Below are 23,894 nucleotides of genomic sequence, written 5' to 3'. Positions count from 1 at the left end.
GGCTTTCAGCGCAACGCTTGCAGCTGGGCGCGCAGCGCCTGCTTGTCGAGGATTTCGGTCAGCACCTGCGGGGGCTGGCCGGGCACATGCAACGCGTAGGTGGGCACGCCGTTGCGCTGCAGCGCCTGTAGCTCGGCGGTGATGTCCGGGTTCTGGCGCGACCAGTCCGCGCGCAGCAGGCGCACGCCTGCGGCGCGGAAGTCGGCCAGGACTTCCGCGTCGGCCAGGGTCGTGGCCTTGTTGTATTGGCAGGTGATGCACCAGCTGGCGGTGAAATCGACGAACACCGGCTGGCCGGCGGCCAGGGCTTGCTCCTGGGCCTGGGCCGACCAGGGCTGCCAGCCCTGTGCGGCGGCAGGGGCGCCCAGCGTCTGGGCCTCGGGCGCGGCGGCCGTGCTTTGGCTGAAGTAGCGTGCGCCGCTGGCGGCCACGGCCAATGGCACGGCCAGCGCCAGCAGCCACAGCGCCTGCAGCGCCAGGCCGCGCTGCAAGGCTGGGCGCTTGCCCAGCAGCCACAGTGCAAAGCACAGCGCCCACAGTGCGAACAGCCAGGCAATCATGGCGTTGCTGCCAACCTGACTGGCCAGCACCCACAGCAGCCAGACGACGGTGGCAAACATCGGGAAAGCCATGGCGGTGCGGAAAGTTTCCATCCAGGCGCCGGGGCGGGGCAGGCGATCGAGCAGGGCGGGGAACCACACCAGCGCCATGAAGGGCAAAGCCATGCCCACGCCAATGGCCACGAAGATGGCCAGCGCTGCCCAGGCCGGCAGGCTCAGTGTGGCGCCCAGCGCCGCACCCATGAAGGGGCCGGTGCAGGGCGAAGCCACCAGCACCGCAACCACGCCAGCGCCCAGCGATTCGAGCACGGGTGAGCGCGCAGCGCCCGGAGTGGCCCCGCCGCGCCAGGCCGCGGGCAGCCACAGTTGCAGGCCGATGACGCCGGCCAGCGCCAGGCCCATGACGGTGAACAGCACCGTCAGGGCGGCGATGAACCACGGCGATTGCAGCTGAAAGCCCCAGCCCAGTTGCGCGCCGCCGGCGCGCAGCGCCATGACCAGCGCGCCCATGGCCGCAAAGGACAGCACCACGCCCGCGCCGTAGGCCCAGGCGCTCTGGCGCTGGGCCGTGCGATCTTTTCCATAGCGCGCCAACGCCAGCGCCTTGATGGCCAGCACCGGAAACACGCAGGGCATGAGGTTGAGCAGGGCACCGCCCAGCATGGCCAGCAGCAGCATCAGGCCCCAGCGCGACAGGCTCCAGCGCGACAGGCTCCAGTCCAGCGTCGCCGCTTGGGCCGGCGCGGCCACGCCAGCCGCGCTGCTGCCAGCGCCAGCAGCGCCATTGGCGGTCATGCCGGGTGTGCCTGGGGTGGCGGCTGTGGCGTCGGCGGCGGGCAGGGGCAGTGCATCGGCGCTGCGCCAGCCGGTGGTGACGGGCACTTGCACGGCCCAGCCCTTGGGGCCGGCGCTGTCGCTGTCGTGCGCATGCGGATCCCACTGGCCGCCTTCGCTGCGCGCCAGCGGCGTGAGCAGCAGATCAAGCATGGCAGGGCTGTCCTCGCGGTCAGGCGAGAGTGGCAGCTCAGCGACCCAATTGCCCTGTTCCCAGCGCTGCTGCCAGCCTTGCCCGGCGCGCGCGCCATGGGCGATGACCTGCGGCTGCTGGGCAAACACCTCCAGCTGCTGGCCCTGCAACGCGGCGGGCAGGCCGTGCACGCGCAGGCTCAGGCGCTCGCCCTGCGCGGCGGCGCTGCCGCTGGCATCGGGCAGTGCCTGCGGCAATTCGGCGCGGGCCTGCGCAAACTGTGCCGCATGCGCTTGCAGCGGCACGTCCAGCGGCAGGCTCAGGCGGAAGCTGCCCTGCTCGGGAATGCATTCAAGCCGGCACACCAGCCAGCTGGCATCCAGGCCGATCTCCACCTGGCTGGCGCCGCTGGGTTGCCAGTCTGCAGGCAAATCGATGCGCACCGGCAGCAGCACCTGCTGCTCGTAGCCGTAGTTGGCCAGCTCGCCGATGCGCAGCTTTTGCGGCACCGGCCAGTCAATACCGCTGGCCTGCCAGCCGCCGGGCAGCTGCCAGTGCAGCTCGGTGGCCATGCCCGAATCGCCCGGGTTCTGCCAATAGGTATGCCATTGCGGCGCGTGGTTGATGAGCAGGCCCAGGTTGAAGCTGCGCCCCGGCGCAATGCCCTCGGGCGCATCGGCCAGCAGCTGGGCGTGTACGTGCGGCGTGCGCACCTCGGCCGCTGCCGCACTGCTGCCGTTCAGGCGCAGCGCCAGCGGGGCTGGGGATGGGGCTTGCGCTGGCGCGGCCAGAGGGAAAGTGGCTGGCGCTTCGGTCTGCGCAAGGGGCTGTTGCGCCTGGGCTGCGGGCAGCAGCGCGGCCAGCCAGGCCAGCGCCGTCAGCGCAGTGCGCAGGCCTTGGCGGGCTTGCCCCTCCCGGGCATGGGGCCTGAGCAGGCGGGAGGGCGCTTCATTCACGATCAGATGGTGGTTCTTCACTGCAATTCTTCACTGTTCACATTCACGCATGGCGGTATGCCCGGGCGGCGCTGCCGAGGAATCGGGCCGGGGCAGGCTGGGGCGCCGGGCAGAAGCCAGGCGCGTTTGGAGCGCCAAGGCCGCGCCAGGTTCCGTGCGCACAACACGCTCTCAGCAGGCTGGCAAGGCCGATAATGCCGGCCATGTCCGCCGCCACACCGCCAGCCCCAGCCCCCGAAACCGATGCCTGGCCCAGCTGCCAGTGGGATGCCCTGAGCACCCGCGACTTCAGCGCCCGCGCCGACACGGCGTTGCTGGCGCGCACCGTGGCGGTGCTGCCGTTGGGCGCCACAGAGCAGCATGGCCCGCATCTGCCGCTGGGCGTCGATGCCGCGATCACGCGCGGTATTGTGCAGGCGGCGCAGCAGCGCTGGGCGCAACAGCCGCCGGCGCAGCGCCCGCCCGTGCTGTTCCTGCCGCTGCAGGCCATTGGCTTCAGCCCCGAGCACGCCGCCTTTGCCGGCACGCTGACTTTGTCGGCCAGCACCATCCTGGCGCTGTGGAACGACATTGGCGCCAGCGTGGCCGCCAGCGGCGTGCAGCGCCTGCTGCTGTTCAACAGCCATGGCGGGCAAACCAGTGTGATGGACATCGTGGCGCGCCAGTTGCGCCAGGCGCATGGCCTGCTGACCTACAGCAGCAGCTGGTACCAGTTGCCGCGCAGCCAGGCACCACAGGCGCAGACCAGCGCGCACGAGGCGCGCTTTGGCATCCACGGCGGCGAGGAGGAAACGTCCATCATGCTGCACCTGCACCCCGAGCAGGTTTGCATGGCCCAGGCACAGCACTTTCGCACCAGCGCCGAGCAACGCGCCCAGCGCTACCGCATCCTGGGCAACGGGCACAGCGCCAAGATGGGCTGGATGATGCAGGACTACAACCGCCAGGGCGCAGCGGGCAACGCCCTGGCCGCCAGTGCCGCCAAGGGTGAGCTGCTGGTGCAGCAGGCCGCCAGCGAGCTGCTGGCGCTGGCGCAGGAGATCAGCACGCTGGATTGGCCGATGGCCTGAGGGGGGCCAGCGCGTAGCCGGTGCTGCGCCCACCGCCCGGCGTTTTCTGCAGCATGCCCAACTCCAGCAGTTGTGTGATGTCACGCAATGCGGTATCGGGCGAGCATTTGGCCAGTGCGGCCCATTTGCTGCTGCTGAGCTTGCCCTCGAAGCCATCGAGCAGCCGGTTGAGCACCTTGATCTGGCGCTCGTTGAATGGCGTGCCGGCCCAGTGCCGCCAAAAGTTGGCCTTGGCCACCACGGCATCGAGCGTGGCCTGTGCGTGGGCGATGGCGCGCTCCAGGGCAGCCAAGAACCAGGCCAGCCAGTCGGTGACGTCGAGGTTGCCGCGCTGCGTACGCTCCAGGATGGCGTAGTAATCCTTGCGCTCGCGTTGCAGCTGCGCTGACAGGCTGTAGAAGCGCTGCGGACTGCCATCGGCACGCGCCAGAAACAAGTCGCCGACGGCGCGCGCGATGCGGCCGTTGCCGTCGTCGAAGGGGTGCAGGGTCACGAACCACAGATGGGCCAGGCCTGCCTTGAGCAGCGCCGGCTCATTGCCATCGGCATTGGCCCAGTCCAGAAAGCGTTGCATTTGGGCAGGCAGGGCCTGTGCGGGCGGTGCCTGAAAGTGCAGCCGGCGCCGGCCCAGCGGGCCGGAGACCACTTGCATCGGGCCGTCGGCATCATCGCGCCAGCGGCCAATGGCAATGGGCGTCATGCCGGAGTAACCGGTCGGGAACAGGGCGGCATGCCAGCCGTACAGGCGCTGGGCGCTCAAGGGCTCGGCGCTGCGGGCGGTGGCGTCGAGCACCATGTCCACCACGCCCTCGGCGCTGCGATCGATGGGGGCCAGCGCGCCGATGTCCACGCCCAGACGTCGGGCGATGGACGAGCGCACGGATGCCGCGTTCAACGTTTCGCCCTCGATGGCGCTGGTCCTGACCACGTCCTCGGTCAGTGCGGCCAAGCTGGCCTGGGCGCGCAGCGCCAGACCGGCATCGGCCAGCCGGCCCAGCAGCAGACCTTGCGCGCGGCTGACCTGAGCCAGCGGCCCGCTCAGCGCCTGCAGGTCATAGCGCCAATGGGGCCATTGCGCCTGTTGCCAGATATAGGTGGGTGTTGCACATGCCATGCGCGCATTACACGCTGGTGGCCTGTTTCATGCAAGCGATTCTCCGCATGATTTGCGGAGAATGGGCGGCCGATTCGCCGCAAGCGCGCGGCGGGCACTGCGGCGCTGCGGCGTTGACGCGGGCGCTCAATCCACGCTGGCGCCGGAGGCCTTGACCACGGCCTGCCACTTCTTGGCTTCGGCGTCGATGAAGGCGGCGAACTCGGCCGGGGTTTCGGGGTGGGCGATGGCCCCTTGCTCGGCGAATTTCTGCACGACCTGTGGGTCCTTCAGCGCTTTGGTGATGGCTTGGCTGAGGCGCTCGACCACGGGCTCGGGCGTGCCGGCCGGGGCGAACAGGCCGAACCAGGAGTAGGCCTCGTAGCCGGGTACGCCGGCCTCGGCAATGGTGGGCACGTCGGGCAACTGTTCCGAGCGCGTGGCCGTGGTCACGGCCAGCGGCACCAGGCGGCCGGCGCGCACGTTCTGAATGGCCGAGGGCATGTTGTCGAACATGATGTGCACCTGACCGGCCAGCAAATCGGCGCCGGCCGGGGCGCTGCCCTTGTAGGGGATGTGCTGCATGTCCACGCTGGCCATTTGCTTGAACAGCTCGGCCGAGAGGTGGATGGAGGTGCCATTGCCCGAGGAGGCAAAGTCCACCTTGCCGGGGTTGGCGCGGGCATAGTCCAGCAGCTCCTGCACGGTTTTGTAGGGCTGCTTCGGGTGCGCCACCAGCAGGTTGGGCACCAGGGCCACGCGGCTCAGGGGTTGGAAGTCCTTGACGGGGTCGTAGGGCAGCTTCTTGTACAGGCTTTGGTTGATGGCGTGGGTGCCAACGGTGCCCATCAGCAGCGTATGGCCATCGGCCGCGGCGCGTGCGGCCGCCTGCGCGCCGATGTTGCCGCCAGCGCCGCCCTTGTTGTCGATGACCACGCTCTGGCCCCATTGCTGGCTCAGGTGCTGGCCGAGGATGCGCGCCAGCAGGTCGGTGGTGCCGCCTGCGGGGAAGGGCACGACGATGGTCACGGACTTGGTGGGGAAATCCTGCGCCTGCACTGCGCCCGGCTGCGCAGCCCACAGGCAGGCGCAGGCGGCCAGGGCGGCGCGGCCCAGCCAGCGGCGGCGGGGCAGGACGGGGGCGGGCAGGGGGCGTGTGGTAGTGGCAATGCGTTTCATGGTGTTTGTCTCCTTGAGTGGTGTGCTTGTTTGGCCATGGCAAGCCATGGCTTGGGCGTCTTAGAGCCTGTTCAAAATCTTTGCACGGCGGTCAAGAGAGCGGATTTGGGCGCTCTGCCGCGTTGCAAAGCCTCGCCATAGCCCCAGCTATGGCTGCGTTTTGCGCCTTGCAGCCCACCCCAAACCGCTTCTTGCCCACTCGCGCCGAGATTTTGAACAGGCTCTTAGACTTTTTCCAGCAACATGGCAATGCCTTGGCCAACGCCGATGCACATGGTGCACAGGGCATAGCGCCCGCCGTTGCGCTGTAGCTGGTGCATGGCCGTGCCGGCCAGGCGCGCGCCGCTGGCGCCCAGTGGGTGGCCCAGTGCGATGGCGCCGCCGCAAGGGTTGACGCGCGGGTCGTCGTCAGGCAGCGAGAGCAGGCGCAGCACGGCCAGGGCTTGGGCGGCAAAGGCTTCGTTGAGTTCGATCAGGTCGATGGCATCCAGGCCAATGCCTGTCTGGGCCAGCAGCTTTTGCACGGCCGGCGCTGGGCCGATGCCCATGACGCGCGGGGCCACGCCGGCCACGGCGCTGGCAACGATGCGCGCGCGCGGGGTCAAGCCGTGGCGCACGGCAGCGGCCTCACTGGCGACGATGACCGCGGCTGCGCCGTCGTTGACGCCGCTGGCGTTGCCAGCGGTGACGCTGCCATCAGGCCGCACGATGCCTTTGAGCCGCGCCAGGGCCTCCAGCGAGGTGGCGCGCGGGTGCTCATCGCGCGCAAAGACGATGGGTTCGCCTTTTTTCTGCGGCAGCGTCACGGGGGCGATTTCGTCGTCGAACAGGCCGGCCTCCTGGGCCTTGAGGGCCTTGTTCTGGCTGGCCAGGGCGAAACGATCCTGGTCTTCGCGGGCGATGCGGTATTCCTCTGCGACGTTCTCGGCGGTCTCGGGCATGGAGTCCACGCCGTACTGGGCGCGCATGGCCGGATTGATGAAGCGCCAGCCGATGGTGGTGTCGTACACGGCGTTGTTGCGCGCGAAGGCGCTGTCGGCCTTGGGCATGACAAAAGGCGCGCGGCTCATGCTCTCGACGCCGCCAGCCAGCATCAGCTGGGCTTCGCCGGCCTTGATGGCACGCGCGGCGGTGGCAATGGCGTCCAGCCCGGAGCCACACAGGCGGTTGAGCGTGGCGCCGGGCACGCCCTCGGGCAGGCCGGCCAGCAGCGCGGCCATGCGCGCGACGTTGCGGTTGTCCTCGCCGGCCTGGTTGGCGCAGCCCAGCAGCACGTCGTCGATCGATGCCGCATCCAGCGTGGGGTTGCGTTGCAGCAGTGCATGCAGCACGTGTGCGGCCAAATCGTCAGGCCGCACACCTGAGAGGCTGCCGCCGTATCGGCCTATGGGAGTGCGAACGGCGTCGCAGAGAAAGGCTTGTTGGGAACTCATGGGCAATTCTCTCCTTGCGATGATGTGGTGGGTGTTGGCGCTGTGGCAGCGGCTCAGGCTGGTTGCAGCGGCAGGCCTATGAGGCTTTGCAGCTCATCCAGGCTCATGCCAGGCACGGTGTCGATCAGACGCAGGCCTTCTGGGGTGCATTCCAGCGTGGCCAGATCGGTGTAGATCCGCTTGACGCAGCCCAGGCCCGTGAGTGGGTAAGTGCATTGGGCGACGACTTTGCTCTGGCCGTCTTTGGTGCACAAATCCATCATGACCCAGGTCTGGCGCGCGCCGATGGCCAGATCCATGGCACCGCCTACGGCCGGGATGGCGCTGGGCTCGCCCGTGCTCCAGTTGGCCAGGTCGCCAGTGGCTGAAACCTGGAATGCGCCCAGCACGCAAATGTCCAAATGCCCGCCGCGCATCATGGCAAAGCTGTCGGCATGGTGGAAGAAGCTGCCGCCGGGCAGCAGGCTGACGGGCTGTTTGCCCGCATTGATGAGGTCGTAATCCTCCTGCCCCACAGCGGGGGCAGGGCCCATGCCCAGAATGCCGTTCTCACTGTGCAGCACCACCTCGCGCCCTGCCGGGATGTGGTTGGCCACCAGCGTGGGCATGCCAATGCCGAGGTTGACGTAAGCGCCGTCGTGGATGTCCTGCGCCACGCGGCGCGCCAATTCATCCTTGCTGCGGCGCTGCCAGGCGTTTGCCGTTGCTTGGCTCATGGTTGGGCCCTTTCTTGCTGTGCTGCGGCTGCTGGTTGCGCCGCACTTTTGAAGCCGGCGCCACGCGTAGCGCGGCGCTCAATGGGCACCACGCGGTCCACGTAAATACCGGGCGTGACAATGCTTTCAGGATCCATGGAGCCCAGCGGCACCACCTCATGCACCGTGGCGATGGTGGTGCGTGCGGCCGTGGCCATGACCGGGCCGAAATTGCGCGCGGCCATGCGATAGCACAGATTGCCCCAGCGGTCGCCGCGTTCGGCCTGGATCAGTGCCACATCGCCGTGGATGGGGTATTCGAGCACATAGTGGCGGCCGTCAATGACACGCGTCTCCTTGCCCTGGGCCAGTTGCGTGCCATAGGCCGTAGGGCAGAAGAACGCGCCAATGCCAGCGCCTGCGGCGCGAAGGCGCTCGGCCAGATTGCCTTGCGGCACCAGCTCCAGCTCGATTTGGCCACTGCGGTAGAGCGAATCGAACACATAGGAGTCAGCCTGACGGGGAAAACTGCAAATGATCTTGCGCACCCGCCCAGCCTTGAGCAGCGCCGCCAGACCAACATCGCCATTGCCGGCGTTGTTGTTGACGATGGTCAACTCGCGCGCGCCCTGGGCGATCAGCCCGTCGATCAGCGCTTCAGGCACGCCAGCCGTGCCAAAGCCGCCAACCAAAATGGTTGCGCCATCGGCCACATCGGCCAACGCGGCCTCGATGGATGGAACGATCTTGTCGATCATGTAAAGCCTCCACATGCCTGCACACATTGAGGCATGTTTTGTGTGTCTGGTCTGCGAATTTCTGCGCTGGATTCTATGGGGTTTGCACAGCGCGCCCAGTGATGGGCAGTCGCCTGCTTGCCAGGCTGGCCGGTTGTTGGATTGCCGGCCTTACGCTGGCTGCTGTGGGGTTTGCTGCAGATCTTGCGGATGAAGACGGGCGGTAACTGTGTTGGCTTTGGAGATGAATAGTTGAACAGTTCGCTGCTGCCGCTTCGCTCGTAGATCAGGCCTGCGCGTTCGATGACGCGGGCGCCGCCGTCCAGCGGGTCGAGTTCGAAGTTCAGCGGCGCCAAGGCAGGGTTGAGCCACCAGCGCCCTTGGCTCCAGCTGCGCGCGATGTCGATGGGCCCGCCCAGGGCATTGACGCGCAGGTCAATGTGCGTTTCTCGGTATTCGCCATTGGGCTGGCGCACGCTGGGCGCACTGGCGCTCAGTTGCAGGCCCACTCCCAGCTCGACTTCTGCTACCCAGGGGTTGGCCGTGCCCGACAGGTGCGACTGCGCTTGCGCTGGCAAGGGCAGCAGGGGCGATAGGGCGAGCAGCAGGGCCTGCAGCCAAGGCATAGATCGGCGGCTGGGGGTTGATTTGCGATATTTATGGGACAGCGACATGAATACAAAAATAATATCGAACAAGGCAAATTAAAAATTCTTTTTTGATGAAATCTCCACATCACCAACCCCAATCAGGCTTCCATATACATCAAACTCCATAACATCCACAGCAACAAGAAAGTCAATAGCATCTTTTTCTGTAGCCATACGAAGATTGAATATAACAGCCCCAGTTTTATCATCCACAAACCCTCTATAAGCCCCCTTTTCTTTCTCGAAAGATGAAAACACTCTACCTTCCGATCTTATAGAAAACGAATAAAGACTTTCTTTATTTACACCAAAAATAGCAATAGTCAAATACCCAACATTAGAGCAAGAGTCAGTCCCAGCGATTGGTCGCTGATAATCTGCAACCTCCACTTTAATTTTCGACACCTTCCCTTTATTTACCCCTCCTTCTAAAAAATCAACATAATTCACATAACCAGTTTCACCTATCGAGCAAGAAAACAAATCCGCCTGCAAAAAAAACATTAAAAAACAAACAATCAAATATTTCATACCCTCTCCCAACAAACTATTTCAATGAAAACAAAAGCTCACCAGTCGCTATTTTTCTTCCGCCGATCGTGAACTCGGATACACCAATTGCAATATTCTTATGCTCTTCAAAGGGCGCTCCAACTCTCAAAGGAAAATTAAAAATCATTGTTCTTTCATCAAGCAGAATTCCTCGGTATGCACCCCCTTTTTTAGCAACCGGGTAGCTAACATCATAAAATTTTGAACGCACATCAAAATTATATAACCTCTTATCAACTTCGGTACTGCGAATCAGTATAGAAATCCCTCCAAAGCAAGGGACTGGAGAAAATAAAGGATTCTCATACTTTGCCACCTCAATTTTTAGATTAGAAGCAACGCCCTCTAAGTCGAAATTTTTTTCATCAAAATCCACAAACTCAAACTCACCCACTGGACAAGCCAATAAATCAAGACTTAACACCATAAAAAAAATAAAGAAAAGATTCATTTTCATATCAATCTCCCCTATATCCACATAACTCATGATGACACCCCATTTCGACTGTATATACGTAGTCTCCACGCTTGCTCTCTTCGTGACCATAGCCAATCCCATGCATTAGTTCATGAAAGATTGTTTTGGCCAGGCATGAGCAATCTCTTGTATAAGCCTTCTCGTAAATTATCATATACGGCTTTCCCTGCACATTGGCCGCACAGGCACTAGGCATGTTTCCGCCCCACTTGAAGTTATAATGACTACTCCCGCATGATATTTCTGTTATGTTTATTTGGTTTTTTAATTTATCGCAGTCTTTTTGGGGGACGCACCCGCCTTCGCATTCGGAGCACTCTTCCTCCAAAACAATTTGGACTCGCTCAACTGCATCATTAATTTTCTTTCGTTGCTCAGGCGTACACTCTTTTTTATTAATCCAATCATATAACCCAGTATTGTCAAAATTTGACACATGATTAAATCTTGCATAGACATAAAAATTCACCCCCCCATCCAACCCAATCGGATCACTCTGCAAATACCGTCCCGTACTAGGGTCATAGTCCCGATGGAAGTTGTAGTGCGTGCCCGTTTCCTTGTCGTAGTACTGGCCAGGGAAGCGGATGTTGATTTCAGTGCTGGCGTTGGCTGAGATCGTGGCCTTGCCAAACGCTTCGCTCACCTGCGCCCAGGTCTGCTGGCCGTTTTTGTCCGTGGCAATCTGTGGCGTGCCCAGGTGGTCGCTGTGGATGTAGTGGTAGGTCTTGGCGTTTGTATTGGTGTTGCCGCTGCCGTGGTCGGCCTGCCAGAGGATTTTCGTGCCCCAGGGGCTGTCCGGCTCCCAGCCGTAGCTTTTCTGGGTTTGGCCTTGCTCGTTGATCTCGGCAATCAATCCTTCTTCGGCGTAGACGTACCAGGTGGTGGTTTGCCCGCTGCCCTGGCCGGTGGTTTTGGCGATTCTCCGGCCTTTGGGGTCGTAGTGGTAGCGGGCGATGGTCTGGCCGTTTTGTTCGATGTGCACCAGCCGCTGGGCGGCGTCGTAGTGGTAGCTGGTGGTGCTGGCGTTGGGGGTGCTTGGGCTGCCTGGATTGCCTGGGGTGTTGGTTCCTCCTTGGGTTTTTTGGGTGATGTGGCCGCTGTGGTTGTATTGGTAGCGGGTGGCCTGTTGTTGTTGGCCCGATTGGGTGAGGCGGTTGCCGCTGGCGTATTGCCAGGGGCCAGGCTGGTGGACGCTGGCGGTGCGGTTGTGCACGGCTTCGTAGCTGTAGTGTTCGTGGGGCAGGCCCAGCTCTTGCAGGCTGAGGCTGAGGTTGGGGCTGGCCTGGACGAGGCGGTCGAGCCGGTCGTAGCGGTAGTCGGTGCTGCCTTGGATGTCGCCCCCTGCCTGTTTTTGGATGTGGGTGATGTTGCTGTCCTGGTCGCATTGGTAGCACCCGATTTTGTGAAAAACAGAGTTGAATGCAGGTGAAGAGGTATTGGCGGGTAGCGGGCAAGGTACCTCTATTTAGCTCCGAAATGTAACTTTGAAATCAGAAATTTCAAAGTCATTGAGCAACCATTCACCTCGCCCTTTCCTTGCTTCCAAAAAAATTTTATATTATATTTAATTTCGGGAGTCAAATCTAAAATAAGTCTCTCATTGTTAGTATCATTCATAAGGCTGTAGTAAGGCTCATCCCCAGGAGGCCCAAAGCCGAATTCCTGTCCTCCCAAAAATCCTGATTCATCAACAATAATTTTTTCTTCCGAACTAATTGAAAAATTAACCTATAAGTCAGAAATTTCACTCTTGCAGCGATCTTCTGAGTAATCAAATCCAACTTTGTATGTCCCCGACGGAAAACCTTCAACAATCCACTCTTTAGGGTCGTTTGGCTTTACGTTGGTAATTTCATATTTCTTGACTATGCCAAGAATTGAGGAGCCAACTTTCACCCAATTTCCTTCCCTGGCACTGTCTTTGGGGCCTTCAATGAGAAGGGCGCATCCGCTCAAGATGAAAGTTAAGGAATAGATAATATTTTTCAAGGTTGATCTCCAGGACATGGGGTGGGTAGGTCGGCCAGGATGGTGCAATGGAGAATGCTCCTGTGCGAATGAGAGTGAGCGAGAACGAAGAAAAGGCGTATGCAGGTGCTGGAATGCTTGGCTCAGCTATAAATTTTAATTCGGGGTGTGCTCAAATGAGATTTGAGCAGGTTGTGAGGTTTTGGTAAGCGGTGAGTGGGGTAACTTCTGTAGAATGCTAATTTGTCTCAATTAAATTAAATTTTTCGTCAAAAATCATGAAAATATCATGCATGCCTGTCCAGGCGGACTTGTCAAATCCTTTTCTGCCGCATGATGCGTAGTATTTGTTGCCGCTCTTTTGGTAGTGGCAGTCATTTATATCCCATGTGTCCGATGTATTATTCGATTTAAAAAACTTCTCTGTAGAAATTTTTAGAGCCAATAATTCTTCAGCGTCAACGTCATTCAGCTTGATGGCATTTCTTGAATGATTTTTGGGGTTTTTGGGTGAGCTTTCTTTATCGGTACTTTTTACTCTGCATGCTTCTTGGCTTGCGTCAAGCCTGTTGAGCGTGCAGCCTGATAACAGCAGCAAAAAGGCAAGGAAAAATAATTTCATAAACTTTGCTGAGGGTAAAGTATTTTTTGGTGAAGTTTTATCCTTTGCAGACCTGACTCAATATTTCTTGATGACCTTTTTGGTTGTTTGGGCTGATCAGTTTGTGTTTGAGGCTTTTTGTTTCTGGGTTGTTTTAATGAGGGGTGTTTAATTGAAGTAAAAATGGGGCTGATGTCGCGAGAACTCCAATGAGGGATGAGAATATGGCTGCGCAAACGTGAATCATGAGGGTTGAGAATTTATTTTTATTTTTTGAAAAAATGGATATTATGAAAAGAGTGATGAGAAATATAAAGAATGCGATGGATGTGTTGAGAAATAAATTAAAGGCCAGGCTTTTGTCTCTGTGGGCATGGCTTGTTTCGTTGACATACAGGGCGGTCAAGAAAAGTATCAGGCCATTGATCGTCAATAAAAATCTGTCCATATTTTTCTGGTGTGTTTCATAACATGCTTTGGTCTGCGCTGGCCGGTGGTTGGCCCAGATGCAGCAGGAATTGAGCCAGCACGGGCAATTGTGGGGTGAAGTCCTCGCTCAGTGCGTGGTCGCCGCCTTCGAGCACGATGTGCTGGGCATCGGCGTGGCGGGCTTGCATTTCGCGCCAGTCCAGCACTTCGTCGCCCTTGGCCATCAGCACCAGCGTGGGCGGGGCAGGGCGCACGTGGCGTGTGTCCAGGGCGCGCAGCTCGTCAATGTACTCGGGGCGGAAATCAAAGGACTCTTCGGGCTGGTGCCATTGCGCGACCTGGCCGATGTAGGCCGCCAGGTCGCGCGCGGGCTCTACCGCCGGGTTCAGCAGCACGGCAGGGCATTGGCGCTGCACGGCGAACCAGCTGGCGTAGTAGCCCCCCAGTGAGGAGCCCATTACGGCCATGCTGCCGCTGGGCCAGTGGCCGGTGAGCGCCAGCATGAGCTGTGCGGCGGCCTGTGGCGAGGGCGGCAGCTGCGGCGTGAGCACTTGCACCTGTGGGTGGTGCTGGGCGAACCAGGCGCGCGTGAGCTGGGCCTTGGTCGATTGCGGCGAGGAGCGAAAGCCGTGCAGGTACAGCAGATGGCGCAGGGATGGGTTGGTGCGGCTGGGCATGGTGCAGATGTCTGGGGCTGCGGCGGGATGGTGGCGGGGCGGTAGCGGCCGGGCTGGCAAGCCTGGCGCTGGCCATGGCGGGCAGGTACTCACTGCCCGCGCGCCTGGGGCTCGGGCACGTCGGCAGCGCTGGCGCCTTGCTCGGCCAGGGTCTGGCTGGCTTGGCGATGGTCCCGGGCGTTGGCTTGCAGGCCTTCTTGCTGGCCGGAGTTGGCCGGGTGGTATTGCAGCTCGATCATGATCGGGAAGTGGTCTGAGCCGATGCCGGGCAGGCGTTGCACGCGCACCAGTTCAAAGTGGTCGCTGTGGAAGATGTGATCCAGCGGCCAGCGGGCAAACCAGTAGCGGGCGTGGAAGCTGTTGATCATGCCCCGGCCCACGCGCGCGTCGAGCAGGCCGCTGATTTTGCGAAACAGCCGCGTCGTGGGCGACCAGGCCACGTCGTTGAGGTCGCCGGCCACGACGACTGGGCCGCTCTCGCCGCGCAGGCTTTTGGCGACCATCAGCAACTCCACATCGCGCTCGGTGGATTCGTCGTTTTCCGTCGGGCTGGGCGGCGCCGGGTGCAGAAAGTGCATGCGCACCCGCACCTCGGGCTGCGCGCCTTGGGCGGGGTGCAGCAGCAGGCTGGCGTGGATGGAGGGCACGTCCGGCTCGACCAGGTACTGCACCTGCACTTCGTCCAGCGGCAGGCGGGCGTACAGGTGCATGCCGTAGAGGTTGTCTTGCGGGCAGGCCACGTGGTGCGGGTAGTGCTGGCGCAGCGGCTGCAGTTGCTGCTCCCACCAGGCGTCGGTCTCCAGCGTCACCAGCACGTCGGGGCGGTGCTGGCGCACCAGGGCCACGACGGCTTCAGCGTTGCGGTTGGGGGTGAGCACGTTGGCGGCCATGATGCGCAGCCGCGGGCCTTGCTCGTGGGCATCGGCCCAGCGCACCTCATGGCGCCACAGCGGCGTGTACGGCAGAATCCACCAGACTTGGTAGAGCGCGCACAGCGCGGTCGTGGCCACGGCCAGCCAGGCATGCCAGCGGGAGAAGTCCAGCCACCAGACTTGCGCCAACAGCAGCGCCGCCAGCAGCAGCGCCAGCTGCAGGCGCGGGAAATCCCAGACGCGCACCCACCACACCCGTGCGGGGTGTAATGGCAGCAGGGTCAGCAGCGCCAGGGTGGCGGTCAGCAGGTACAGGGCGATGGTCATGCGGCTGGGCTGAGGGGTGTTCAGAGTCTGTGCAAACCTGTCTTCACGATCTCAGCGCAACAGCACTTCGGCCAGCTCCACGGGCAGGGCGAAGTTCAGGTTTTGCGAATCCTTGAGCAAGAAGGTGGTGATGCCGATGACGCGCCCATATTCGTCGAACAGGCCGCCGCCGCTGGAGCCCGGCGAGATCGCCGCCGAGGTCTGGATCATGGGCACGCCGTCTTGCTTGCGCACGGCCGAGAGCAGGCCCTCGGCAATGGTCAGCTCCAGTCCGCGGGGCGAGCCGATGCTGTAGACGCGCTGCCCGGGCGTGAGCTCATCGAGCCGGCCAATGCGCGCCACCTGGGCCGACAGGCCGCGCGTGCGCAGGATGCAGTAGTCCATCTTGCGGTCGCCCGTGACCAGTTCGGCCTCATGGGGCTGGCCCTGGAAGATCACGACTGCGTTGTCAGCCCCTTCGAGCACATGGCAGTTGGTGGCCACCACATCCTCGGCGATTACCACGCCGCTGCCCTGGCTGACGCCATCCTTGCCCTTGGCGTAGGCAGCGATGACGACGATGGACTGCGCCCCTACCTGGTAGATCTGCTTGGGGCTGAGGCTTTGCCTGGGCGCTTCTGCTGTGGCATTGGGCGCGGGCCTGCGCTGCGCCGTCATGGGGTCTTGGGCATCGGGCCGCGGCAAGCTCTGTGCCGGGGCGGGCCCTGGCCATGCGGGGCTGGAGCCCATGCCTGGCGTCGGGTGATTGCGGCCGCTGCCGGCTTCGGCCTGGCCTGCGCCGCGTTGCTGCTCGGCATAGCGCTGGGCAAAGCCATTGAGGGCGGCCGTGCGCTCATAGGTCTCGCGCATCAGGCAGGGCACGTCCGCGCCGCATTGCGCATCGCGCTGCGCAATCCATTGCCTCTGGCTGCGGCGCACCTCGTCGAACAGCGCCTCGGGCAGGACGCTGCGAATGCGGCTGTAAGCCTGGGCCAGATAGTCGTCGAAGGCCTTGAGCTTGGGGTCGGAGCAGATGGCGATTTCCGGGCCAGTCCGCGCCCGATCGCAGTCGATGCCGGCCCAGGTTGGGGCGCTGGCCAGTAACAGCGAGCTGCACAGCATGGCAAGTTTGAGCGCAGAAAATTTCATGGCAAATGCCCTTTCAAAGTAGCTTGCATTTGTATCACAGCGCCTGGCGCGTCACAGCGCGCCAGGGCTGTGCTGCAAATCGAGCGCGACAGATCGGGAACAATAGCGTCGGCACGCCACAACCACCATGGCCTGGTGTGGGCCGCTCCACGATGTTTTCTTGCCATGCCTTCGGGCCCGCCGCGCCGCGCCGCGCGGTGGGCCGGGAGCTGCCGCAAGATTCCACAGCCTTCCAATTGCCATCGTTTGAAAAGGAGCAGGCCATGAGCGCCCCAAAAATCTCTCCCGCCGATCTCTGCGAGCTCTCGGCCACCATGCTGATCCCGCTGTGGGCCAAGGCCGTTGAGTGTGAGCGGCCCGATGCCTTGCTGCGCGATGCCCAGGCCCAGCGCATGCTGGGCCAGATCGACTTCGATTTTTCCGTTTTTGCCAGCGCCAAGGCCTCGCAGGCCGGCTGCTGTGGCCGGGCGGCGTTGCTCGACGCTTATGTGCGCGAATTCCTTGCCCAGCACCCCAAGGCAGTGGTCGTTCACCTGGGCGCAGGGCTGGATGCGCGCTACGAGCGCTTGGGACGCCCAGACGTAACCGCTTGGTACGAGCTGGATCTGCCGCCGGCCATCGCGTTGCGGCGCAAGCTGCTGCCCGAGTCCGGCAATGTGTACCTGGCCGCTTCCATGCTCGATGAGGCCTGGATGGACACGGCCGCTGCCCACGGTCAGCCCGTGCTGCTGGTGGCCGAAGGCGTGTTCATGTACTTTGATGCCCAGACCTTGCAAGAGTGGTTTGCCCGGCTGGCGCGCAAGCTGCCGCAGGCGCAGTTGGTGTTCGATGCCTTGCCCAAGAAGCTGGTTGGGCGGCAAAGGCAGCACGATTCGCTGAAGAAAATGGGCCAGAACCCGCCCGCATTCCAATGGGGCATCGGCGATGTTTCGGAGCTGGCCAGCTTCGGCTTGCAGGTACTGGCGCACCAAGGCTTGAGCCAGGCCTGCGGCCACCGCTACCCTTGGCCGATGCGGTTGTTGCTGCGCACTGCCTGGGGGCGGCGCAATCTGGACATGCACATGGTCTGGGCCAGGCTCTGTCCAGCCGATTGAAGCAGCAGCCACCGCCGGGCCTGCCCGTTCGGGCTTGTGTGTCAGGCTCTTTAGAATCTCCACTTTTTTCCCTGCCCGGCGCAGGGCAGGCGCTGGCGGCCCATGGCGTTGCAGGCCGTACCGCACGACGGTTTTTTTTACTTCAGGAGATCGAGCATGCATTCCTCTAAACCGACGCCCGCTGCGGCGGCGCTCAATGCGCCTGCTGGCCTGCGGCATGCCAGGCTGCTGGCCTGGGTGGCCGAAATGGCCGCGCTGTGCAAGCCCGCGCGCATCCACTGGTGCGATGGCAGCGATGCCGAATACCAGCGTCTGTGCGATGAGCTGGTCGAAGCGGGCACCTTCATCCGCCTCAACCCCGCCAAGCGCGCCAACTCCTTCCTGGCGCGCACCGACCCTTCGGACGTGGCCCGCGTGGAAGACCGCACCTTCATCTGCTCCGAGCGCGAGGAGGACGCCGGCCCCACCAACAACTGGATGGCCCCGGCCGAGATGCGCGCTACGCTGGAGCCGCTGTTTGACGGCTGCATGGCCGGGCGCACCATGTACGTCGTGCCCTTCTCCATGGGGCCGCTGGGCAGCCCCATCGCCCACATCGGCGTGCAATTGACCGACAGCGCCTACGTGGCCGTGAACATGAAGCTGATGACCCGCATGGGCCAGGGCGCGCTGGACGTGCTGGGCGAGAGCGGTGAATTCGTGCCCTGCATGCACACCGTGGGCGCGCCGCTGGCCGAAGGCGAAAAAGACCAGACCCCCTGGCCCTGCAACCCCGATGTGAAATACATCGTCCACTACCCCGAGACGCGCGAAATCTGGAGCTACGGCTCGGGCTACGGCGGCAACGCCCTGCTGGGCAAGAAGTGCTTTGCGCTGCGCATCGCCTCCAAGATGGGCAAGGACCAGGGCTGGCTGGCCGAGCACATGCTCATCCTCGGCGTGCAAAACCCCGAGGGCAAGAAATACCACGTGGCCGCCGCCTTCCCCAGCGCCTGCGGCAAAACCAACTTCTCCATGCTCGTGCCGCCCAAGGGCTTTGAGGGCTGGAAAGTCAGCACCATCGGGGATGACATCGCCTGGATCAAACCCCAGGCCGACGGCAGCCTGCGCGCCATCAACCCCGAGGCGGGCTACTTCGGCGTGGCGCCGGGCACCAACATGCTCACCAACCCCAACTGCATGAAAAGCCTGGACAAAAACGTCATCTTCACCAACGTGGCGCTGACCGACGATGGCGACGTGTGGTGGGAAGGCATGGAAAAAGACCAGGGCGGCCACATCCCCGCGCACCTGATCGACTGGCAAGGTAACGACTGGACGCCCGAGGACGGCAAGGCCGGGCGCAAAGCCGCCCACCCCAACGCGCGCTTCACCGTGGCCGCCACCAACAACCCCGCGCTGGACGAGGCCTGGGACGACCCCGCGGGCGTGAAGATCGACGCCTTCCTCTTTGGCGGGCGCCGCTCCACCACCGTGCCGCTGGTCACCCAGGCGCGCGACTGGGCCGAAGGCGTATACATGGCCGCCACCATGGGCAGCGAAACCACCGCCGCCGCCTTTGGCGCGCAAGGCGTGGTGCGCCGCGACCCCTTCGCCATGCTGCCGTTTTGCGGCTACAACATGAGCGGCTACTTCCAGCACTGGCTGGATACGGGCGCGGGCGTGCAGGCCAAGGGCTTTGCGCTGCCGCCGATCTTCTGCGTCAACTGGTTCCGCAAGAATGCCGATGGCCAATTCGTTTGGCCCGGCTATGGCGAGAACATGCGCGTGCTCAAGTGGATGATCGACCGCATCGAAGGCCAGGCCCAGGGCCAGGAAAACCACTTCGGCATCAGCCCGCAATACGGCGAAATCAACTGGACGGGGCTGGACTTCGACGCCGCGCAGTTCGCCACCGTCACCGGCATCGACGCCGACGCCTGGCAGGCCGAGTTTGCGCTGCACGACGAGCTGTTCAAGCAACTGCAGCAGGGCCTGCCCGAGGCTCTGAAAGCCACGCGCGCGGCGATGGAAAAGCGCTTGGCGCAAATGGCCTGATCAGGTCGCGCCCTTCGCGGGCGCGTGAGTTGAAACAAAACGCTCAGGCCGGTGCAGGTCACAGACGCCGTGTCGCGCCCCTCGCGGGCGCGTGAGTTGAAACGGCCGCCAGCCAACGTCGGACAAGAACATTTGGCGTCGCGCCCCTCGCGGGCGCGTGAGTTGAAACCCCTCTACCGCCACGCCACCATCAATGGCGGCGGTCGCGCCCCTCGCGGGCGCGTGAGTTGAAACTACATGAAGTCGTACAGCGAGGACGGCGACGAATCGTCGCGCCCCTCGCGTGCGCCTGGATTGAAGCAGGTGCGGCCAGCGCTCGGTGCGCGGTTGCGAAGTCGCCGCCTGCGGGCGCGAGATTCGTCAAGAACGCGTGCGTCCGCCCCTTTGGTGTCACACGCTTTCATGGCTCTGCCGTGTCCAGGCCGTGGTCAGTCTTCGGGCCAGGGTTTCCAATGAGGGGCAGAGGTATTTGGCGCTGTATAGTTGCCCGCGGCACAGCCACACTGTCTGGCGCGCGCCGTGTGCGCTCGCCGTTTTTTTGATCTCATCGAAAGGGTTGCCCGCACCATGTCCAAGCCATCCGAACTCACCCGCTCCCTGTTGCAACAGTTGGGCGTCGATCCGGCCCTGCACACCGGCGGCAATCTGGCGGTGCACAGCCCGATCGATGGCTCGGTCATCGGCCAGCTGCATACGCAGACGGCCGCGCAGGTGCAGCAGACCATTGACCAGGCGCATGCGGCCTATCTGGCCTGGCGCGATGTGCCTGCGCCGCAGCGCGGTGAGCTGGTGCGCCTGCTGGGCGAGGAGCTGCGCGCCGAGAAGCAGGCGCTGGGCCAGCTGGTGGCGCTGGAGGCAGGCAAGATCCTTACCGAAGGCCTGGGCGAGGTGCAGGAGATGATCGACATTTGCGACTTTGCCGTGGGCCTGTCGCGCCAGCTCTATGGGCTGACGATCGCCTCCGAGCGGCCCGGTCACCGCATGATGGAGACTTGGCACCCGCTGGGCGTGGTGGGCGTGATCACGGCCTTCAACTTCCCCGTGGCCGTGTGGGCCTGGAATGCGGCGCTGGCGCTGGTGGCGGGCAATGCCGTGGTGTGGAAGCCTTCTGAAAAAACGCCGCTGACGGCGCTGGCCACGCAGGCTCTGTTCGCGCGCGCGCTCAAGCGCTTTGGCGCTGGCCGCAGCGACGGCGCTGCGCTGGCGCATCTGAACCAGCTGGTGCTGGGCGACCGCACGCTGGGCGAGGTGGTGGTGGACAGCCCCAAGGTGGCGCTGGTCTCGGCCACGGGCAGCACCCGCATGGGCCGCGAGGTCGGGCCGCGCGTGGCCCAGCGCTTTGGCCGCGTGCTGCTGGAGCTGGGCGGCAACAACGCCGTGATCGTCACGCCCAGCGCCGATCTGGATCTGGCGCTGCGCGGCATTGCCTTTGCCGCAGCGGGCACGGCTGGCCAGCGCTGCACCACCACGCGCCGCCTGATCGTGCACCACAGCGTCAAGCAGCAGTTGCTCGAGCGCCTCAAGGCCGCCTATGCCAAGCTGCCCATCGGCAGCCCGCTGCAAGAGGGCGTGCTGGTCGGGCCGCTGATCGACAAGGCCAGCTTCGAGGCCTTTGAGAAGGCGCTGGCCAGCGCGCGCGCTGAAGGGGGCCAAGTGTTTGGCGGCGAGCGCGTCGATGCCGACAAGGCCCCGGATGCCTATTACGTGCGCCCGGCCATCGTCGAGATGCCGGCCCAGAGCGAGACCGTGCGCCATGAAACCTTTGCCCCCATCCTCTACGTGCTGGGCTACGACAGCCTGGAGGAGGCGATCGCGCTGCAGAATGACGTACCCCAGGGTCTGTCCTCGGCCATCTTCACCACTGACCTGCGCGAGGCCGAGCGCTTCCTCTCGGCGTCGGGCTCCGATTGCGGCATCGCCAACGTCAACATCGGCACCAGCGGCGCGGAAATCGGCGGTGCCTTCGGCGGCGAGAAGGAAACCGGTGGCGGCCGCGAGTCCGGCTCGGATGCCTGGAAGGCCTATATGCGCCGCGCCACCAACACCGTCAACTACTCGCGCGAGCTGCCGCTGGCACAGGGCGTGAAGTTTGATATCTGAGCGCCGTTGTTGAGCCGCTGTCTGCTGATTGGCCGCTGCACGGTTTGATTGCACTGCGCCTGCCAAAGGGCCTGCCCGGCAAAGCTGGCCGCAGGCCCTTGCCCCTTTTCTCGCAGGCAATGGCGAATCAAGCAAGCCCACAGCCTGCTGCTGTCATGCAGAGGCTTTGAATAGGTTTTCAGTACGGTGCCAGGCACATTGCACCCAACCCCCACCACTATGTCCCATTCCAAAGACTCCCACGACGCCCACGACTTTGACCTCTTCGTCATCGGCGGAGGCTCAGGCGGTGTGCGCGCAGCCCGCTTTGCCGCGCAGCGCGGCGCGCGCGTGGCCTTGGTCGAAAGCGCCCGCATGGGCGGCACCTGCGTCAACCTGGGCTGCATTCCCAAGAAGCTCTACAGCTATGCCGCGCACTACGCGCAGGACTTTGAAGAAGCGCGCGGTTACGGCTGGCAGCTGCCAGGCGCGCCCGCGCTGGACTGGGCCGCGCTCAAGGCCGCGCGCGCCAAGGAGATCGGCCGCCTGAACGGCATCTACGACGGACTGATGAGCGGTGCGGGCGTCACCCGCCTGCAAGGCCATGGCTCGCTCATCGATGCCCATACCGTGCAGGTGCGCGCCGCCGATGGCCGCACCAGCCGCTACAGCGCCCGTCACATTCTGATCGCCACCGGCAGCACCCCTTTCAAGCCCGAGTTGCCAGGAGCTGAACTGGCTTTGACGTCCGACGATATGTTCGACCTGCCCCGCATCCCCCAGCGGCTGGTGGTGGCGGGCGGCGGCTACATCGGCTGCGAAATGGCCAGCATCTTCCACGGCCTGGGGGCCGAGGTCACGCTGCTCTACCGTGGCGAGCAAATCCTGCGCGGTTTTGACGACGAGGTGCGCGACTTCACCGCCGCGCAGATGCGCCAGCATGGCGTGGACATCCGCGTGCAGACCGACATCCAGCGTATCGAAGCCGTGGGCGAACAACGCCGCGTGCATTTGAGCGATGGCAGCACGCTGGAGGCCGACGCAGTGCTCTACGCCACTGGCCGTCGCCCGCTGGTCGACGGGTTGAACCTGGATGGCGCGGGCGTGAAGCAAAGCAGACAAGGCCACATCGAAGTGGATGAGCGCTATGCCACCAACGTGCCTGGCATCTACGCTTTGGGCGACGTGGTGGGCCGCATGGCCCTGACCCCCGTGGCCCTGGCCGAAGCCATGGTGCTGGTGGATCATCTGTTCGGCCCCGCCCCCGGCCAGGCAGCGCGCACGCTCAGCTACGACAACATCCCCACCGCCGTTTTCACACACCCACCCATTGGCACCGTGGGCCTGACGGAAGAGCAAGCGCGGCAGCGCTTTGGCGCCATCCGCGTCTATCGCAGCGACTTCAAGCCGCTCAAGCACACCTTGAGCGGCAGCGCCGAGCGCACTCTGGTGAAGCTCATCGTGGACGACGCCAGCGACCGCGTGCTGGGCCTACACATGGTGGGCGGGGACGCGGGCGAAATCGTGCAAGGCTTTGCCGTGGCCCTGCAATGTGGCGCCACCAAGGCCCAGTTTGACGCCACCATCGGCATCCACCCCACCAGCGCCGAGGAGTTCGTCACGCTGCGCGAGGCCAGTCGGCGTTAATCAATCAAAACAGTGTTAATTGAAATGCTGGGGGTTTTCTTATATGTGCCAGACGGATGAGGGAGTCTAAAAACATAATTCCTGTAACGCTCGAGTGAGGTGGTGATTTAGGTTTTCTCTGGCTCGAAAATCTGCGAATTTAAATTATCGACAACAAGGAGTGTGTCATGGTAAGTCATCCGTACCTCGCTTCCATACAGCGCTTTGATGCGGGTTTGGTACTCTTCTCCATGCCAGTGGCGCGCGGCTTCCATTGTCTTCCATATGTAGACGCCGCCGCCGATGCTCCTAGATTCGTCAAAAAAATAGAACTTCTGAATCAAGTCATTGTTTTTTGACCACGCGGTAGCGGTTTGTCTATATTTTTCGAGAACTTCTTCTCGGGAAATTCCATTGGGTAGTTCAAAGTAGACAATTTCGGTGATCATTGATCCCTCCTGATTAATGGTTGGTCTAATGAAATTACAGGGGCTGGTTGAGTTTGATTGTGGATGATTGTGTGAGAGGTGATGGCCAATCGCAGAATCCATTTTTATTTCAAGCAATTCATAGCACTATTTCTGTTATTTCAGGTTCGCTCGCGTACGTACCAGTTGCTGCCTTGTCCAGCCATGTCTGCGGGGTAGGCTACATGCAAGGAAGTAGTGCTGCTCGCGTATTGA

At 62.8% G+C, this 23,894-nt stretch carries 21 protein-coding genes and 1 CRISPR repeat array; of the genes, 5 read left to right on the top strand and 16 right to left on the bottom strand.

What is annotated here, in order from left to right:
* Positions 1-5 precede the first annotated feature (5 nt).
* Positions 6-2,504 carry a protein-disulfide reductase DsbD family protein gene (locus tag CK620_RS08010; protein ID WP_238946064.1) on the bottom strand — a complete coding sequence of 833 codons (2,499 nt, stop codon included), beginning with the start codon at positions 2,502-2,504 and terminating at the stop codon, positions 6-8.
* Between the two features lie 173 nt (positions 2,505-2,677).
* Between CK620_RS08010 and CK620_RS08005 the strand changes: the two genes are divergently transcribed.
* On the top strand, positions 2,678-3,553 hold the full coding sequence (locus CK620_RS08005; protein ID WP_095549849.1) for a creatininase family protein: 876 nt from the start codon (positions 2,678-2,680) through the stop codon (positions 3,551-3,553).
* Here the strand turns inward: CK620_RS08005 and CK620_RS08000 are convergent.
* From CK620_RS08000 to CK620_RS07950, 14 genes are all read right to left on the bottom strand, one after another.
* Positions 3,525-4,667, bottom strand: coding sequence for a Fic family protein (locus CK620_RS08000; protein ID WP_095549848.1), 1,143 nt, complete (start codon positions 4,665-4,667; stop codon positions 3,525-3,527). The two genes, CK620_RS08005 and CK620_RS08000, sit on opposite strands and share 29 nt — an antisense overlap.
* Positions 4,668-4,793: 126 nt before the next feature.
* Positions 4,794-5,825, bottom strand: a complete 1,032-nt coding sequence (locus CK620_RS07995) for a Bug family tripartite tricarboxylate transporter substrate binding protein (protein WP_095549847.1) — start codon at positions 5,823-5,825, stop codon at positions 4,794-4,796.
* Between the two features lie 224 nt (positions 5,826-6,049).
* The gene (gene pcaF, locus CK620_RS07990) at positions 6,050-7,258 is read right to left on the bottom strand and encodes a 3-oxoadipyl-CoA thiolase (RefSeq protein WP_095541571.1); all 1,209 of its coding nucleotides are present in this window, start codon (positions 7,256-7,258) and stop codon (positions 6,050-6,052) included.
* A gap of 53 nt (positions 7,259-7,311) precedes the next feature.
* Positions 7,312-7,974 carry a 3-oxoacid CoA-transferase subunit B gene (locus CK620_RS07985; RefSeq protein ID WP_095549846.1) on the bottom strand — a complete coding sequence of 221 codons (663 nt, stop codon included), beginning with the start codon at positions 7,972-7,974 and terminating at the stop codon, positions 7,312-7,314.
* On the bottom strand, positions 7,971-8,711 hold the full coding sequence (locus CK620_RS07980; protein WP_095549845.1) for a 3-oxoacid CoA-transferase subunit A: 741 nt from the start codon (positions 8,709-8,711) through the stop codon (positions 7,971-7,973). Before CK620_RS07980 ends, CK620_RS07985 begins: the two co-directional genes overlap by 4 nt.
* On the bottom strand, positions 8,708-9,316 hold the full coding sequence (locus CK620_RS07975) for a hypothetical protein (protein WP_095549844.1): 609 nt from the start codon (positions 9,314-9,316) through the stop codon (positions 8,708-8,710). Before CK620_RS07975 ends, CK620_RS07980 begins: the two co-directional genes overlap by 4 nt.
* A gap of 78 nt (positions 9,317-9,394) precedes the next feature.
* Positions 9,395-9,871, bottom strand: a complete 477-nt coding sequence (locus tag CK620_RS13840) for a hypothetical protein (protein WP_143326011.1) — start codon at positions 9,869-9,871, stop codon at positions 9,395-9,397.
* Between the two features lie 16 nt (positions 9,872-9,887).
* Entirely contained in the window at positions 9,888-10,379 is a 492-nt protein-coding gene (locus CK620_RS13835; protein ID WP_143326009.1) for a hypothetical protein, read from the bottom strand.
* The gene (locus CK620_RS14400) at positions 10,351-11,706 is read right to left on the bottom strand and encodes an RHS repeat domain-containing protein (RefSeq protein ID WP_478212752.1); all 1,356 of its coding nucleotides are present in this window, start codon (positions 11,704-11,706) and stop codon (positions 10,351-10,353) included. The genes CK620_RS13835 and CK620_RS14400 overlap by 29 nt, the downstream gene beginning before the upstream one ends.
* Before the next feature lie 395 nt (positions 11,707-12,101).
* Positions 12,102-12,362 (bottom strand): hypothetical protein, encoded by a 261-nt coding sequence (locus CK620_RS13830; protein ID WP_143326007.1) that lies wholly within the window; start codon positions 12,360-12,362, stop codon positions 12,102-12,104.
* A gap of 217 nt (positions 12,363-12,579) precedes the next feature.
* Positions 12,580-12,963, bottom strand: a complete 384-nt coding sequence (locus CK620_RS13825) for a hypothetical protein (RefSeq protein WP_143326005.1) — start codon at positions 12,961-12,963, stop codon at positions 12,580-12,582.
* A gap of 443 nt (positions 12,964-13,406) precedes the next feature.
* Positions 13,407-14,048 carry a YqiA/YcfP family alpha/beta fold hydrolase gene (locus CK620_RS07960; protein WP_095549841.1) on the bottom strand — a complete coding sequence of 214 codons (642 nt, stop codon included), beginning with the start codon at positions 14,046-14,048 and terminating at the stop codon, positions 13,407-13,409.
* A gap of 89 nt (positions 14,049-14,137) precedes the next feature.
* A complete protein-coding gene (locus CK620_RS07955; protein WP_095549840.1) occupies positions 14,138-15,247 on the bottom strand; it encodes an endonuclease/exonuclease/phosphatase family protein in 1,110 nt (369 codons plus the stop codon).
* A gap of 51 nt (positions 15,248-15,298) precedes the next feature.
* Positions 15,299-16,375 carry a trypsin-like peptidase domain-containing protein gene (locus CK620_RS07950; RefSeq protein ID WP_095549839.1) on the bottom strand — a complete coding sequence of 359 codons (1,077 nt, stop codon included), beginning with the start codon at positions 16,373-16,375 and terminating at the stop codon, positions 15,299-15,301.
* Between the two features lie 263 nt (positions 16,376-16,638).
* On the opposite strand from CK620_RS07950, the gene CK620_RS07945 reads away from it, so the two are divergent.
* The 4 genes from CK620_RS07945 to gorA all read left to right on the top strand — a co-directional run bounded on the left by CK620_RS07945 (position 16,639) and on the right by gorA (position 23,232).
* Positions 16,639-17,469: a class I SAM-dependent methyltransferase gene (locus CK620_RS07945; protein ID WP_095549927.1), complete on the top strand. Its 831-nt coding sequence runs from the start codon at positions 16,639-16,641 to the stop codon at positions 17,467-17,469.
* Between the two features lie 156 nt (positions 17,470-17,625).
* Complete coding sequence (locus CK620_RS07940; protein WP_095549838.1) at positions 17,626-19,506, top strand: phosphoenolpyruvate carboxykinase (GTP); 1,881 nt, start codon at positions 17,626-17,628, stop codon at positions 19,504-19,506.
* Between the two features lie 4 nt (positions 19,507-19,510).
* Positions 19,511-19,807: a CRISPR direct-repeat array (repeat unit 32 nt; unit sequence GTCGCGCCCCTCGCGGGCGCGTGAGTTGAAAC).
* A 266-nt stretch (positions 19,808-20,073) separates the two neighbouring features.
* The gene (gene amaB, locus CK620_RS07935; protein WP_095549837.1) at positions 20,074-21,606 is read left to right on the top strand and encodes an L-piperidine-6-carboxylate dehydrogenase; all 1,533 of its coding nucleotides are present in this window, start codon (positions 20,074-20,076) and stop codon (positions 21,604-21,606) included.
* A gap of 219 nt (positions 21,607-21,825) precedes the next feature.
* Positions 21,826-23,232 carry a glutathione-disulfide reductase gene (gene gorA, locus CK620_RS07930; protein WP_095549836.1) on the top strand — a complete coding sequence of 469 codons (1,407 nt, stop codon included), beginning with the start codon at positions 21,826-21,828 and terminating at the stop codon, positions 23,230-23,232.
* 107 nt (positions 23,233-23,339) lie between these two features.
* Here gorA and CK620_RS07925 read toward each other — a convergent pair whose 3' ends face one another.
* The gene (locus CK620_RS07925) at positions 23,340-23,660 is read right to left on the bottom strand and encodes a YdhR family protein (protein ID WP_095549835.1); all 321 of its coding nucleotides are present in this window, start codon (positions 23,658-23,660) and stop codon (positions 23,340-23,342) included.
* Between the last annotated feature and the right edge of the window lie 234 nt (positions 23,661-23,894).

The organism is Vandammella animalimorsus, from assembly GCF_002285285.1.
Classification (GTDB): Bacteria; Pseudomonadota; Gammaproteobacteria; order Burkholderiales; family Burkholderiaceae_C; genus Lampropedia; species Lampropedia animalimorsus.
The sequence above is the reverse complement of the archived record's forward strand: the minus strand, read 5'-3'. Positions and strand labels throughout refer to the sequence as shown.

Bases quoted from the DNA above. Each gene is read 5' to 3' on its own strand.
- CK620_RS13840 (WP_143326011.1), bottom strand. From the start codon at position 9,871: ATGAAATATTTGATTGTTTGTTTTTTAATGTTTTTTTTGCAGGCGGAT.
- CK620_RS07925 (WP_095549835.1), bottom strand. From the start codon at position 23,660: ATGATCACCGAAATTGTCTACTTTGAACTACCCAATGGAATTTCCCGA.
- CK620_RS07960 (WP_095549841.1), bottom strand. From the start codon at position 14,048: ATGCCCAGCCGCACCAACCCATCCCTGCGCCATCTGCTGTACCTGCAC.
- CK620_RS07955 (WP_095549840.1), bottom strand. From the start codon at position 15,247: ATGACCATCGCCCTGTACCTGCTGACCGCCACCCTGGCGCTGCTGACC.
- amaB (WP_095549837.1), top strand. From the start codon at position 20,074: ATGTCCAAGCCATCCGAACTCACCCGCTCCCTGTTGCAACAGTTGGGC.
- CK620_RS13825 (WP_143326005.1), bottom strand. From the start codon at position 12,963: ATGAAATTATTTTTCCTTGCCTTTTTGCTGCTGTTATCAGGCTGCACG.
- CK620_RS07940 (WP_095549838.1), top strand. From the start codon at position 17,626: ATGCATTCCTCTAAACCGACGCCCGCTGCGGCGGCGCTCAATGCGCCT.
- CK620_RS07950 (WP_095549839.1), bottom strand. From the start codon at position 16,375: ATGAAATTTTCTGCGCTCAAACTTGCCATGCTGTGCAGCTCGCTGTTA.
- CK620_RS07945 (WP_095549927.1), top strand. From the start codon at position 16,639: ATGAGCGCCCCAAAAATCTCTCCCGCCGATCTCTGCGAGCTCTCGGCC.
- gorA (WP_095549836.1), top strand. From the start codon at position 21,826: ATGTCCCATTCCAAAGACTCCCACGACGCCCACGACTTTGACCTCTTC.
- CK620_RS08005 (WP_095549849.1), top strand. From the start codon at position 2,678: ATGCCGGCCATGTCCGCCGCCACACCGCCAGCCCCAGCCCCCGAAACC.
- pcaF (WP_095541571.1), bottom strand. From the start codon at position 7,258: ATGAGTTCCCAACAAGCCTTTCTCTGCGACGCCGTTCGCACTCCCATA.
- CK620_RS07985 (WP_095549846.1), bottom strand. From the start codon at position 7,974: ATGAGCCAAGCAACGGCAAACGCCTGGCAGCGCCGCAGCAAGGATGAA.
- CK620_RS08000 (WP_095549848.1), bottom strand. From the start codon at position 4,667: ATGGCATGTGCAACACCCACCTATATCTGGCAACAGGCGCAATGGCCC.
- CK620_RS13835 (WP_143326009.1), bottom strand. From the start codon at position 10,379: ATGAGTTATGTGGATATAGGGGAGATTGATATGAAAATGAATCTTTTC.
- CK620_RS07975 (WP_095549844.1), bottom strand. From the start codon at position 9,316: ATGCCTTGGCTGCAGGCCCTGCTGCTCGCCCTATCGCCCCTGCTGCCC.
- CK620_RS07980 (WP_095549845.1), bottom strand. From the start codon at position 8,711: ATGATCGACAAGATCGTTCCATCCATCGAGGCCGCGTTGGCCGATGTG.
- CK620_RS07995 (WP_095549847.1), bottom strand. From the start codon at position 5,825: ATGAAACGCATTGCCACTACCACACGCCCCCTGCCCGCCCCCGTCCTG.